Origin of the sequence: Bacteroides coprosuis (assembly GCF_020741705.1) — a bacterium.
GTDB lineage: Bacteria > Bacteroidota > Bacteroidia > Bacteroidales > Bacteroidaceae > Bacteroides_E > Bacteroides_E coprosuis.
The window spans coordinates 15,308-27,971 of the sequence record NZ_DYYK01000016.1; the positions used below are offsets into that span (position 1 = coordinate 15,308).

At 34.3% G+C, this 12,664-nt stretch carries 15 protein-coding genes; 9 read left to right on the forward strand and 6 right to left on the reverse strand.

Going from position 1 to position 12,664, the window contains the following annotated elements:
• The first annotated feature begins 5 nt into the window (after positions 1-5).
• Entirely contained in the window at positions 6-962 is a 957-nt protein-coding gene (metF, locus tag K8V80_RS00980) for a methylenetetrahydrofolate reductase [NAD(P)H] (protein WP_276774766.1), read from the forward strand.
• A 121-nt stretch (positions 963-1,083) separates the two neighbouring features.
• Here metF and K8V80_RS00985 read toward each other — a convergent pair whose 3' ends face one another.
• Positions 1,084-2,082, reverse strand: a complete 999-nt coding sequence (locus K8V80_RS00985) for a M28 family metallopeptidase (RefSeq protein WP_276774769.1) — start codon at positions 2,080-2,082, stop codon at positions 1,084-1,086.
• A 137-nt stretch (positions 2,083-2,219) separates the two neighbouring features.
• Between K8V80_RS00985 and K8V80_RS00990 the strand changes: the two genes are divergently transcribed.
• Genes K8V80_RS00990 through K8V80_RS01010 form a run of 5 tightly spaced genes read left to right on the forward strand, consistent with a single transcriptional unit; the run spans position 2,220 to position 5,449 of the window.
• A complete protein-coding gene (locus tag K8V80_RS00990; protein ID WP_276774772.1) occupies positions 2,220-3,446 on the forward strand; it encodes a 3-phosphoshikimate 1-carboxyvinyltransferase in 1,227 nt (408 codons plus the stop codon).
• A 60-nt stretch (positions 3,447-3,506) separates the two neighbouring features.
• Positions 3,507-3,926 (forward strand): hypothetical protein, encoded by a 420-nt coding sequence (locus K8V80_RS00995; RefSeq protein ID WP_006744050.1) that lies wholly within the window; start codon positions 3,507-3,509, stop codon positions 3,924-3,926.
• Between the two features lie 8 nt (positions 3,927-3,934).
• A complete protein-coding gene (locus K8V80_RS01000; protein WP_276774777.1) occupies positions 3,935-4,750 on the forward strand; it encodes a metal ABC transporter permease in 816 nt (271 codons plus the stop codon).
• Positions 4,751-4,761: 11 nt separating this feature from the next.
• Entirely contained in the window at positions 4,762-5,178 is a 417-nt protein-coding gene (gene tsaE / locus K8V80_RS01005) for a tRNA (adenosine(37)-N6)-threonylcarbamoyltransferase complex ATPase subunit type 1 TsaE (RefSeq protein ID WP_006744048.1), read from the forward strand.
• Positions 5,179-5,194: 16 nt separating this feature from the next.
• The gene (locus K8V80_RS01010) at positions 5,195-5,449 is read left to right on the forward strand and encodes an immunity 17 family protein (RefSeq protein WP_006744047.1); all 255 of its coding nucleotides are present in this window, start codon (positions 5,195-5,197) and stop codon (positions 5,447-5,449) included.
• Positions 5,450-5,512: 63 nt separating this feature from the next.
• Here the strand turns inward: K8V80_RS01010 and K8V80_RS01015 are convergent, their stop codons facing one another.
• Genes K8V80_RS01015 through dnaE form a run of 3 tightly spaced genes read right to left on the reverse strand, consistent with a single transcriptional unit; the run spans position 5,513 to position 10,033 of the window.
• Positions 5,513-5,845 (reverse strand): hypothetical protein, encoded by a 333-nt coding sequence (locus K8V80_RS01015; RefSeq protein WP_006744046.1) that lies wholly within the window; start codon positions 5,843-5,845, stop codon positions 5,513-5,515.
• 38 nt (positions 5,846-5,883) lie between these two features.
• Complete coding sequence (gene trxA / locus K8V80_RS01020) at positions 5,884-6,198, reverse strand: thioredoxin (protein ID WP_006744045.1); 315 nt, start codon at positions 6,196-6,198, stop codon at positions 5,884-5,886.
• Between the two features lie 49 nt (positions 6,199-6,247).
• The gene (dnaE, locus tag K8V80_RS01025) at positions 6,248-10,033 is read right to left on the reverse strand and encodes a DNA polymerase III subunit alpha (protein WP_276774783.1); all 3,786 of its coding nucleotides are present in this window, start codon (positions 10,031-10,033) and stop codon (positions 6,248-6,250) included.
• A 229-nt stretch (positions 10,034-10,262) separates the two neighbouring features.
• Between dnaE and K8V80_RS01030 the strand changes: the two genes are divergently transcribed.
• The 3 genes from K8V80_RS01030 (at position 10,263) to K8V80_RS01040 (ending at position 11,998) form a co-directional block, all read left to right on the forward strand.
• Complete coding sequence (locus K8V80_RS01030; RefSeq protein WP_006744043.1) at positions 10,263-10,958, forward strand: phosphatidylserine decarboxylase family protein; 696 nt, start codon at positions 10,263-10,265, stop codon at positions 10,956-10,958.
• A 7-nt stretch (positions 10,959-10,965) separates the two neighbouring features.
• Positions 10,966-11,679 (forward strand): CDP-diacylglycerol--serine O-phosphatidyltransferase, encoded by a 714-nt coding sequence (pssA, locus tag K8V80_RS01035; RefSeq protein WP_276774788.1) that lies wholly within the window; start codon positions 10,966-10,968, stop codon positions 11,677-11,679.
• 64 nt (positions 11,680-11,743) lie between these two features.
• Complete coding sequence (locus K8V80_RS01040) at positions 11,744-11,998, forward strand: DUF4834 family protein (protein WP_006744041.1); 255 nt, start codon at positions 11,744-11,746, stop codon at positions 11,996-11,998.
• Between the two features lie 3 nt (positions 11,999-12,001).
• Here K8V80_RS01040 and K8V80_RS01045 read toward each other — a convergent pair whose 3' ends face one another.
• A complete protein-coding gene (locus K8V80_RS01045) occupies positions 12,002-12,439 on the reverse strand; it encodes a nucleoside deaminase (protein WP_276774792.1) in 438 nt (145 codons plus the stop codon).
• Positions 12,440-12,443: 4 nt separating this feature from the next.
• On the reverse strand, positions 12,444-12,664 hold a 221-nt coding region (locus tag K8V80_RS01050), incomplete at its 5' end, for a hypothetical protein (protein WP_276774795.1).

Below are 12,664 nucleotides of genomic sequence, written 5' to 3' on the forward strand. Positions count from 1 at the left end.
TAACTATGAAAGTAACAGAACATCTAAAATATAGTAATAATAAACCTTCTTTTTCAGTAGAAATCTTACCTCCTCTAAAAGGAGAAAACATTCAAGACATATTTAAAGCCTTAGAACCCCTTATGGAAATAAAACCCACTTTTGTGGATGTTACCTACCATAGAGAAGAATATGAATATAAAGAAACGAAAGAGGGATTATGGGAAAAACGCATTATTCGCAAGCGACCAGGTACAGTAGGCATTTGTGCCGCTTTACAAAATCGTTTTGGAGTAGATGCTGTTCCTCATGTTCTTTGTGGTGGATTTACAAAGGAAGAAACCGAAAATCTATTAATAGATCTCCATTTTTTAGGAATAGATAATATCGTCGCCTTAAGAGGAGATGCAGTAAAAAGCGAAATATACTTCAAGCCCAAAAAGCAAGGACATAGATATGCTAACGAGCTAGTCCGACAAATAGATAATCAAAATCAAGGAATTTATCTCGACAATGAATTACTGAATACAACAAAAACTAATTTCTGTATAGGAGTGGCAGGATACCCTGAAAAACATATTGAATCTCCCAATATGGATGCTGATATACAATTTCTAAAGCAAAAAATTGATTCAGGTGCCAGTTATATTATCACCCAACTTTTCTACGATAATCAAAAATTCTATGATTTTGTAGAAAAATGTAGAGCAGCAGGTATCACTACACCCATTATTCCAGGTATTAAACCTTTATCAACCAAACGTCAACTAAATTTAATACCGTACCGTTTTAATGTGGATATACCCATAGATTTAGCCAATGACGTAATAAAAGCAAAGACGAAAGAAGATGTCATAGAGATTGGGATAGAGTGGATGATAGAACAATCAAAAGATTTATATTCTAAAGGATTTAACTTGATTCATTTTTACACTATGGGAAAAACAGATCCTATTTGTAGATTAGCCAAAACTATCTTGTGATAATTCTAAACAGCTATTTTTCATCTTACCATTTTATACTACTGCCCATTTTCCTTTTTTTTTATTTAAAACAGAGGCTGTCTAAACTACTTAGTCAGCCTCTATCCTTTTGAGAAAACAATTAAAAAATATCTTCATTTGCCATTCTCCACATATTCAAAAAAGAAGCTTTAGTGATTTCAACTACTTTTTCCCAATTGATATGTTCAGAATGATCAGTAGGTTTATGATAATCGGGATGTCCATCAGTATGATACCATATAATAGGAATATTATGAAGAGCAAATGGACCATTGTCACTTCCTCCAATCGGCTTATCCCATGGTCTTATTTCTGGCTCCAAGTCAAGATTATACTTTATCAAATCTATTTCTAGCCATCGGCCAAATGTAGGATGACTCTCTGTATAAAAATAGACCACATGTTGGGGCTGCTCGGGTTTGTTGTTTCTACCAATCATATCAAAATTCAAGTAACCTTTAACTTGAGATAAATGACTATAGTTTTGAACAAAGTATTTAGAACCTAATAAACCTTTTTCTTCTCCATCCCAAAAAGCAAAAACAACTGTACGCTGAGGTTGGACTCCACTTTCTACAAATGCTTTTGCAATCTGAAGTACAGCTGAAACTCCAGAAGCATTATCATCAGCTCCATTATAAATTTTATCTCCATGTAAATAAGGATCAATACCTAAATGATCATAATGTGCTCCAACAATAACATATTCATCTTTCTTTTTCCCATAAATACATGCCAAGATATTTGACATAGCCAACTTCTGGTGAGTACTTTTTTGAATCAAATCTATAGAGTCGGAATCAACCTGCCATTTGCCTTTCCTTTGATTATCCACACGAAATGCTTCAAAATGTTGAACATAAGCTGAATCTAAAGGAGTGATGTTTAATTCTGTCAATCGTGATATAATATATTCTCTAGCAATCCTTCCGCCATGAAATCCAGCTTCACGACCTTCTAATTCATCATGAGCTAAAAAATTAATATGAGATTGAGCTGCCTGAATCGTAATACTTCTTAGAGCTTTATCAATAGGCGTCTGACTAAAAACAGAGAATGAAAAAAGAATTAATAAGGATAATAAAAGTGACTTTTTCATACTACAAAAAACTTTAGGTTGTCAAGCAAAGATACAAAATGCAAAGAGCTTGTTGTTAAACTTCTTTTTATTTTTGGAATGCACTATATTTTCTAACTTTGTAATATACAGACTTTACTTAATAAACCTCAGATAAAATGCGTTATCAACTTCAGTTTCCACCCGAAATAAAAGGAAAAATCACGTTGCCTACATCTAAAAGTATCAGCAATAGGGCACTTATCATCTATGCTCTAACACAAAACGGGATCTTGCCAAATCATTTAGCCGTATGTGATGACACAGACGTAATGAAAACAGCATTAGTTTCAACTAATGAGGTTATTAATATATTAGCAGCTGGTACGTCAATGCGCTTTTTAACTGCTTACTTATCGGTTACTACAGGAACAAGAATTATTACTGGAACCGAAAGAATGCAAAACAGACCTATTCATATACTTGTAGATGCATTAAGGAAGATTGGTGCTGATATCCAATACACTGACAAAAAAGGATTTCCACCTTTACGGATCGTAGGGAAAAAGTTGGAAGGCAGTAAATTATCCTTAGATGGTAGTATCAGTTCTCAATTTATTACTGCTTTACTACTAATAGCTCCGACACTAGAAAAAGGATTACAAATAGAACTAAAAGGACATATTGCATCAAAACCTTATATCGACATGACTCTAGCATTGATGAATCAGTGTGGAGCAAAAGCCTATTGGCATATGTCAAACTCAATACAAGTGGAGCCTCAACCCTATAAGCCTACAACTTTAAATATAGAACCTGATTGGAGTGCAGCATCTTATTGGTTTTCCATCGTTGCTCTATCAGATAAAGCTGAGATTTTATTAACCGATATGGTTATACCTAGTTTACAAGGAGATTTTAAAGGAGCTAAGGAATTTGAAAAATTAGGAGTTCGTTATAAACAGACTCCTGAAGGATTACATCTTTTCAAAACGAATCAGATAAGCTCTGCCATAGAAATTGATTTTACAGAAATTCCCGATTTAGCTCAAACCTTTGTAGTCGCTGCAACGTTACTAAATGTTCCTTTTAAATTTACCGGACTAGACACCCTTCGCATTAAAGAAACAGATCGAATAGATGCCTTAGTTCAAGATATGAAGAAACTAGGATATATTTTAGTAGAAAAAGGAAATAAGGAGCTATCATGGAAAGGAGAACGCTGTCTTGCTGAGCAACAGCCCATCATTGAAACTTATGATGACCATAGAATGGCTATGGCTTTTGCCCCAGCAGCAATTGTCTTTCCACACCTACTCATCAATGAACCTGATGTAGTAACAAAATCTTATCCTAACTATTGGGAAGACTTAACCAAAGCAGGTGTAAATCTGCTAAAAAAATGAAAGAATAGAAAAGTTAGCCATTATTATAGCTAACTTTGTAGATGAATATATGTTATAATTATGGGAGTACTTATAGTTTTTTTAATTGCAATAGGTATTATCGCTTTTTTAGCTGGTATTTTACGAAATAAAAAAATAGATAAAAAGATTGAAAGTGGAGAACTAGAATCTTATCCTGAGGTTAAAGAAGTTGATACAGAGTGTTGTGGGCAACATTCTATCTGTGAGAAAGATAGTTTGCTCGCTGCAGTAAGTAAAGAAATAGAGTATTACGACGACGAGGAACTAGATCAGTTCATTGGTTATAGCCCTGAAGACTATAGCGAGAAGCAAGCAGATATGTTCCGTGATGTATTTTACACCATGCAGGAGACAGATGTAGCAGGATGGGTACGGAGTTTAATGCTTAGAGGTATAGGACTACCCAATTCTATTAAGGATGAAGTATTCCTCATCGTAGGAGAAAGAAGATTTCATTAATAAGATATATGGAGATATTACAATTCAAATTCTTTCAATTTGCTATAATAGGTAGTTTACTAGCTAGTATAGCATGTGGTATTATTGGCACGTATATTGTGACTAGACGATTAGTTTTTATTAGTGGAGGATTAACACATGCTTCATTTGGAGGAATAGGAATTGGTTTATATTCGGGATTTTCACCTTTAATTTCTGCTGCTATATTTTCAGTATTATCCGCATTCGGAGTAGAGTGGCTTACCAAGAGAAAAGACACCCGTGAAGATTCAGCAATCGCAATATTTTGGACTTTCGGAATGGCTGTAGGAGTTATTTTCACATTCCTAGCCCCTGGATTTACTCCAGAATTATCTACTTACTTATTTGGGAACATCTTAACTATTAGCCAAGTGGATTTAATCATGCTGGGGACTCTATCTGTTGCACTTATTGCCTTTTTTTCCTTATTTATACATCCTATTATATCTATTTCTTTTGATAGAGAATTTTCATTATCACAAGGACTACCTGTACATTTCTTTGAATATACACTAATGCTGTTTATAGCTTTAACAATAGTTGCCTGCCTACATATGGTGGGAATTGTTTTAGTTATATCCCTACTCACTATACCCCAAATGACAGCTAACCTATTCACCAATAGCTTTATAAAAATTATATTTTCATCCATAGCGATTGGGTTTGCTGGATGTTTAGGTGGATTATTCCTATCTTACTTCTTACATGTGCCATCTGGAGCATCCATTATATTCTTCTCTATCTTGATTTATGTCTCATGTAAGCTTTTGAAAACAATTCAATTAAAAAAGATTATCAAATAAAATATCCAATTATGGAAATTAAAATAGATTCATTAGAAAACATAAAGCAAGCTGCCAAAGAATTTGTTGCAGCTATGGGAGATCGCACAGTTTTTGCATTCTATGGAAAAATGGGTGCTGGTAAAACTACATTTATTAAAGCAGTATGTGAAGAATTAGGTGTTACAGACGTAATTACATCTCCAACATTTGCTATTGTTAATGAATATCGCTCGGATAGTACAGGAGAACTGATCTATCATTTCGACTTTTATAGAATTAAAAAGCTCGAGGAAGTCTACGACATGGGCTACGAGGATTATTTTTACAGTGGTGCTGTAAGCTTTATAGAATGGCCAGAACTCATTGATGATCTTCTGCCAGGAGATGCAGTACAAGTAAAGATCGAAGAACAAGAAGATGGTAGTAGATTAGTAACTATAGACTAAATATTAATTAGATAAAATGCAAGAAGTTCCTAGCCTTATTCCTCATTACATCATGCAAGCCATATTCTTTATTGCTGGTGCAGTCTGTTTTTTAGCAGCACTAGCAGATGCAAAATGGTTTTTCACTTCTCGAAATGTAGCATATCTTAAAAAATACTTCAATCGAAAAGGTATTCGAATTATTTATGCCATTATAGGAGTAGTTCTCATGGGCTTAGCTCTCTTCTTTTACTATAATCTGCAGCAAATCTCTTTCGAAAAAATAAGATAAAATAAAAAGGGTTGTGAAATAAATCACAACCCTTTTTCTATTTCGATAAACAGTATCTAGTCTTTATTCAACAAGCCCAAGAGAATTCCCATACTCCATTTCTCCTTGTACTACAAAAAGAATATCTTCTGGATCAAACTCTCCCATATCATCTTTCTTAGATTCTTTGATGACATACTCTACAATCTCATCTAAATCAATATCGATGAAACCATCAGAATCTGTGCTAGAATCTAGAACACCACTTTCCATATAGTATTCATCAATCAAATCTAAAAAGTAATAAATTTGATCATCTGAAAACTTCTCTTTTAAATCTTGAGGAAGATAGTTTTTGATAAACTCTACTGTCTTTTCATCATCAAGATCATCTAATAAAAAATCGTCTTTGCTCATAATCTTTGGATACTGCGACCTTTTTAAAAGTCGTTTAATTACATATGTTGTTTAATTTTTGCGTCATAAGTAGCTTTAGGAGCAGCACCTACTTGTTTATCCACAACTTCTCCATCTTTAAAGAAAAGAACTGTAGGGATATTACGAATACCAAATTCACCAGGAAGGTCACTATTTTCGTCTACATCACATTTACCAATAATAACTTTACCTTCATAATCTTTTGCAAGTTCTTCAATAACTGGACCTACCATTTTACATGGACCACACCAAGGAGCCCAAAAATCCACTACTACTAACTGACCTTTGTTTAGTAATTCTTTGAAATTACTATCTGTAACATTTAATGCCATTTTAATCTAAGTTTAAATTTAATATGTCTATAAAGTAAATATACTTCTATTAATTGATTTGAAACGATAACTCTTTTCGTTCTTTCAACAGGTTAATTAATTCTTTACCTACAGAAATCTTCAAACCCTTAGAATGTAAATCTAATGTTTGATTTAACTCTCTATCGGTAACTTTAAAATAAAGCTCTGTTGTTCCTGATGAACGTTTGGTAAGGTCAGAAAGTTCAGCAATCAAAGTTGAATTCAACTCTTCTAATGGAATATGAATTGTTATTGTATTTACTAAATCATCCTTTACATCTGTTAGTAACTCTATACTAGTTACTTTTAATTCCAACTCATCTGGATTCCATTGACGAGGTTGGCATCTTGCTTTAATAAATAATAACATTCCCTCATGAATAAATCCTTGGAAGTTTATCCAATCCTTACCAAAAAATGGAATTTCTGCAGATCCCGAATAATCTTCAATTTTAGCTATTCCAAAAGGGTTATTATTTCTAGTCATACCTCTACGAACACTAGTTACAATACCTCCCATCGTAATTTCTCTGCCAGCCAAAGCTTGCTTATCATCTATCTCTGTCATTTTCGTATTGCACACATAATGTAAAATAACAGAATAATCATCTAAGGGATGGGCCGATAAATAAATTCCTACTAATTCTCTTTCTTTATTTAGAAGCTCAAGATCACTCCATGGTTCATATTCAGGTAAATCAGGAGTAGCTATTTCAACCGCATTATCTCCTCCAAACAATGAATTCATTGTCATTTCTTGATCCGCTTGGTACTTATTTCCATATCTCATAAGAGCCTCCATAAAGGTTTCATCGCCTATGTTCATCTCTGCAAAATACTGCTCACGCTTTACACCCCAAGCATCAAAACCTCCAGCTAAAGCAATATTTTCCATGTTCTTTTTATTACAAGCATTCAAATTGACCCTTTGGACAAAATCAAAAATATCTTTATACTGTCCATTTCTATTTCGTTCATCAACAATACTCTTTACGGCATTTTCTCCGACACCTTTAATAGCCCCTAAACCGAAGCGAATATTTCCTTCTTTATTTACGGTAAACTTTAGATTACTTTCATTAACATCAGGACCTAGGACTTTCATACCCATGGATTTACACTCATCCATAAGTTTTGTTATTTCGACAATATTTGAAATATTACGACTCATCACCGCCGCCATATATTCAGAAGGATAGTTTGCTTTTAAATAAGCTGTCTGATAAGCTAACCAAGAATAACAAGTAGCATGTGATTTATTAAAAGCATAAGACGCAAACTTTTCCCAATCTCCCCAAATTTTTTCTAGTATTTTAGGATCATGACCATTAGCCTTACCTCCCGATATAAACTTAGGTTTGAGTACGTCTAGTTGGTCTTTCAACTTTTTTCCCATTGCTTTACGAAGAGCATCCGACTCACCACGAGTAAAGTTTGCTAATAGTCGTGACAACAACATGACCTGTTCCTGATAGACAGTAATGCCATATGTATCCTTCAAGTACTTTTCCATAATAGGAATATCGTACTCAATAGGTTTACGTCCATGTTTACGATCAATAAAGTCGGGAATATAATCCATTGGTCCTGGACGATAGAGAGCATTCATAGCTATTAAGTCTTCAAAAGTTGAAGGTTCTAGCTCTCTTAAGTATTTTTGCATACCAGCAGATTCAAACTGGAATGTACCTATCGTTCGTCCATCACTATAAAGTTTATATGTTTTTTCATCTTTAAATGAAATCTTCTCAATATCTAGTTTTTCACCTGTTGATTCCTCCACATTAGCAACAGCTTCCTTGATGATAGACAGAGTTTTCAAACCTAAAAAGTCCATCTTAATCAACCCCGTATCTTCAATTACAGAACCTTCATACTGAGTAACCAGCATTTTTTCTCCTGTTTCTTTATCAGTAGCTGTACTTACAGGTACCCAGTCTGTAATGTCATCACGACAAATAATAGTACCACAAGCATGCACACCTGTTCCACGGACATTGCCTTCGAGCATTTTAGCATACTTAATAGTATCCCGTACTATAGGGTCTTGAGATGCTTCTGCAGCCTGTAACTCAGGAACGAAATTGATTGCATTTTGCAGGTTAATCTTTTTATCTGGAATCCGATCAGGAATTAATTTGGCCAATCGATCTGCCTCAGGAAGTGGAAGTTTTTGCACGCGCGCTACATCACGAATAGCTAATTTTGTAGCCATAGTACCATAAGTGATAATATGTGCTACTTTTTCTTGTCCATATTTATCGGTTACCCAACGTAATACTTCGCCACGACCATCATCATCAAAATCAACATCAATATCAGGAAGAGAGATACGATCGGGATTCAAGAAACGTTCAAACAGCAAGTCGAACTCAATAGGGTCTATTTTAGTAATCCCCAGACAGTAAGCAACAGCTGATCCCGCAGCAGAACCACGTCCTGGACCGACAGAAACATTTAATTTCTTTTCAGCCGCATGAATAAAATCTTGTACAATCAAGAAGTAGCCAGGGAAACCCATAGTTTTCATGATGTAAAGTTCAAAATTCAAGCGCTCTTTTATTTCATCGGATAAAGGATCTCCGTATCTTTCTTTCGCTCCATCATAAGTTAGCTTTTTCAAATAATCTGCTTCTAACTTAATACGATAGAGTTTTTCATATCCCCCTAAGCGCTCTATTTTAGTATCTCCATCTTCTTTGGAAAGCACAACATTTCCATTTTCATCTTGCGTAAATTCATCATAGAGATCCTCTTCAGAAAACTTAGTTCTATATCCTTCTTCTGTGCCAAAATCTTCAGGAATTTCAAACGTTGGCATAATTGGAGCATGATCAATAGAATAATGTTCTACTTTATCCAATATTTCCATTGTGTTTGCCAAAGCTTCAGGAACATCTTTGAAAAGCTCATTCATCTCTGCTTGAGTTTTCATCCATTCCTGTTTAGTATAAAGCATTCTTTTTGGATCATCTAAATCCCGACCAGTACTTAAACAGATTAATCGATCGTGAGCTTCAGCATGAGCTTCATCTACAAAGTGAACATCATTCGTACATATAATCTTTACCCCATATTTTTTACTCAACTCAAACATGTGATTGTTCACATTAACCTGAAGTGGATAAGCTTCATGATTAGCTCTTGGGATTGCAGCCTTATGACGTTGAAGTTCTAAATAGAAGTCATCCCCAAACACCTTTTTAAACCATTGTACAGCTTCCTCAGCTTCACTAATCTTTCCTTGAGTAATTTTCTTTGGAACTTCCCCTCCAAGACAAGCCGTACTTACAATTAATCCTTCATGATATTTTTCCAACTCCGTCCTATCTGTTCTAGGACGCATATAGAAGCCCTCTGTCCATGCTGTTGAAACTAGTTTTATCAAATTATGATATCCTTTTTCGTTTTTAGCAAGAACAACAAGGTGGTACCCACTTTGATCAAATTTAGTTTCTTTTATATGTAAGCCTCTTCGTGCCACATACATTTCACAACCAATAATCGGTTTAAATAAAGATTTCTGTTTTTCACGAAGTTCTTCACTTAGTTGGCTAATTTCATCTTCCGACTTACCCTCTTTCTTTGCAGCACCAATTTTCTTTTTAAGCTGTTTTATCTCACCATTTATTGGTGCATTTTTCTTTTTTACATAATTATAGAATTCTTTAATTCCAAACATACTCCCATGGTCTGTCAGAGCAATTCCTTTCATACCATCCTCAACCGCTTTATCGACAAGTGCTTTAATGCTAGCCTGCCCATCAAGAAGAGAATATTGAGAGTGGACATGTAAATGAGTAAAATTCTGCATAATATATAGGGTATTAAAATCGTTTTGACTATCTTAAATAAGTATTAATAAGACATTTGCACACATTATCAAAATGTATACTGAATTGTATAGCGAATGTACTATTACTTTAGATAACACAAAGGTATATAGTAAAAAGTTATCATCAAAACCATATTATAAGCTCTTTTTGTTTGCTGATATTTTAAATTAACTCTACTTTTGCCTACAAACAGATTTTATCACATTTATGAACCGTTCAACAAGATTGAAAAAACTTAAAAAAGTGAGACTCCACCACGAAGGAATCTCAACGTTGGTGGTAAGCTTGATTGCTTTTTTAATCATCAACCTTGTACTATACAAGTTTGTAAAAAGTAAAATACCTTTTTACATTGTTGCTACTATTAGTACTGCTATTTATTTATTGCTAGTAAACTTTTTCAGATGTCCTATTAGACGCTTTGAGGGAGACGTGGAAAAGACCGTTGTAGCACCTGCCGACGGAAAAGTAGTAGTCATTGAAGAAGTTGAAGAAAATGAATACTTCCAAGGGAAAAGACTTATGATTTCAATTTTCATGAGTGTATTAAATGTGCATGCAAATTGGTACCCTGTAGAAGGTACTATAAAAAAAGTAGGACATGAGAATGGAAAATTCATGAAAGCATGGCTACCTAAAGCAAGTACAGATAATGAGCGTTCACTTGTTGTAATAGAAACACCTGAAGGAGTAGAAGTTATGGCTCGTCAAATAGCTGGAGCAATGGCTAGACGTATTGTAACTTATGCCAAAGAAGGAGAAGAATGCTTTATTGATGAACACATGGGCTTTATAAAATTTGGCTCACGTGTAGATGTTTACTTACCTATAGGCAGTAAACCTTGTGTAAAACTTGGCGACCTGACAACAGGTAATCAAACTATAATTGCAAAACTTAAATAATAAGATTATGTCAAATGCCATTACTCGTCATATTCCCAACACTATTACATGTTTAAACTTGTTTTCAGGGTGCATTGCTTGTGTAATGGCCTTTGAATCTAAATATGAATTAGCACTTGGTTTTATTATTCTAAGTGCTATATTCGATTTTTTCGATGGAATGTCTGCTCGTCTCCTTAACGCACCATCACCAATTGGCAAAGAATTAGACTCTTTAGCAGATGATGTTAGCTTTGGAGTAGCGCCTGCTCTTATCATTTTTAGTTTTTTGAAAGAGTCTAGCATGATATATCCCTCATTCTTAGAAGGCGTAAGAGAGTACGTTCCTTATATAGCTTTTTTTATTGCGGTTTTTTCTGCTCTAAGACTAGCTAAATTCAATATAGATGAAAGACAAACAAGCTCTTTCATAGGTTTACCTACTCCGGCCAATGCACTTTTTTGGGGTTCACTAATTGTTGGATCTGGAGAGTTTATACTAATGCATATTAATGTACTTATAATAATAGCATTAATTTTTCTTTTCTCGTGGCTACTCGTAGCAGAAATACCTATGTTTGCTTTAAAGATTAAAGATTTAAGCTGGCAAAACAACAAGATACGCTACTTCTTTATTTTAGTATCCATACCCCTACTTATTGTTTTTAAGCTAAGTGGTATAGCAGCAGTAATAGCATGGTATATCTTATTATCACTAGTTACTCAAAACAAGAAAGCTTAAGAATGTGGAATGTGGCATAGTAATTGTGTCTTGATAAATAGCTACTAATTTAATTTTAAAAACTATGCTCAAGATACTTCTTATCCCTTTTATTATAATATTAGTTATTGCTGTTTTTTTTATCAGTATAATAGGTCAAATTCTACGGTCTATTTTTGGAATCAAGAAAACAAATAAGGGTAGACAACATACTTACAGACAACAAAATAACCAGAATACAACTCAGTCTAATAATAGAACAGAAGATACTCCATTAAATCAGAAAAAAATAATAGGAAAAGATGAGGGAGAGTATGTTGACTTTGAAGAAGTGAAGTAAGACTTATCTGCGTGCTCTAAAGAAGGATTGTAACATTTCTGTCGACTTGTCAGCCAACACTCCTTCAATGACTTCCGTTTTAGGATGCAAAACATCAGGAGCTAGCAATTTATATCCTCTTTTAGAATCATTAGCTCCTATGACTAACTTACCTAATTGTGCCCAACTAATTGCACCTGCACACATAACGCAAGGCTCTAAAGTAACATATAGAGTACAATCACTTAGATACTTTCCTCCTAGCAGATCAGCTGCCATTGTAATGGCTTGCATCTCAGCATGAGCTGTAACATCTGTTAAACGCTCTGTCATATTATGTGCTCTAGCTATAACTTGCCCATGAGATACAACAACAGCTCCAACAGGAATTTCACCCATTTCCATCGCAGTTTCCGCCTCTTGCAAGGCCATTTTCATAAAATAAGAATCATCGTGTCCCATATATTTACCTCCTCATATCATGTTCATCAAAAAGAGTGGGATATTTATCATTTAAATCTTTATGAATAAATAAGAGAATAGTCTCTCTCAACCATCTTGATCTATTGCTTATTTTATTTTTTTCTAAATAAGCTTCGACGAACGACAGTTCTTCTTCACTCAAGAAGCAGGTCATTCTCTGATACCTCTTTACTTCCTGACATACAGACTTATTAGATGTACTCT

Excerpts from the sequence above, each read along its gene's own strand:
- metF (WP_276774766.1), top strand. The coding sequence starts at position 6 with ATGAAAGTAACAGAACATCTAAAATATAGTAATAATAAACCTTCTTTT.
- K8V80_RS00985 (WP_276774769.1), bottom strand. The coding sequence starts at position 2,082 with ATGAAAAAGTCACTTTTATTATCCTTATTAATTCTTTTTTCATTCTCT.
- K8V80_RS00990 (WP_276774772.1), top strand. The coding sequence starts at position 2,220 with ATGCGTTATCAACTTCAGTTTCCACCCGAAATAAAAGGAAAAATCACG.
- K8V80_RS00995 (WP_006744050.1), top strand. The coding sequence starts at position 3,507 with ATGGGAGTACTTATAGTTTTTTTAATTGCAATAGGTATTATCGCTTTT.
- K8V80_RS01000 (WP_276774777.1), top strand. The coding sequence starts at position 3,935 with ATGGAGATATTACAATTCAAATTCTTTCAATTTGCTATAATAGGTAGT.
- tsaE (WP_006744048.1), top strand. The coding sequence starts at position 4,762 with ATGGAAATTAAAATAGATTCATTAGAAAACATAAAGCAAGCTGCCAAA.
- K8V80_RS01010 (WP_006744047.1), top strand. The coding sequence starts at position 5,195 with ATGCAAGAAGTTCCTAGCCTTATTCCTCATTACATCATGCAAGCCATA.
- K8V80_RS01015 (WP_006744046.1), bottom strand. The coding sequence starts at position 5,845 with ATGAGCAAAGACGATTTTTTATTAGATGATCTTGATGATGAAAAGACA.
- trxA (WP_006744045.1), bottom strand. The coding sequence starts at position 6,198 with ATGGCATTAAATGTTACAGATAGTAATTTCAAAGAATTACTAAACAAA.
- dnaE (WP_276774783.1), bottom strand. The coding sequence starts at position 10,033 with ATGCAGAATTTTACTCATTTACATGTCCACTCTCAATATTCTCTTCTT.
- K8V80_RS01030 (WP_006744043.1), top strand. The coding sequence starts at position 10,263 with ATGAACCGTTCAACAAGATTGAAAAAACTTAAAAAAGTGAGACTCCAC.
- pssA (WP_276774788.1), top strand. The coding sequence starts at position 10,966 with ATGTCAAATGCCATTACTCGTCATATTCCCAACACTATTACATGTTTA.
- K8V80_RS01040 (WP_006744041.1), top strand. The coding sequence starts at position 11,744 with ATGCTCAAGATACTTCTTATCCCTTTTATTATAATATTAGTTATTGCT.
- K8V80_RS01045 (WP_276774792.1), bottom strand. The coding sequence starts at position 12,439 with ATGGGACACGATGATTCTTATTTTATGAAAATGGCCTTGCAAGAGGCG.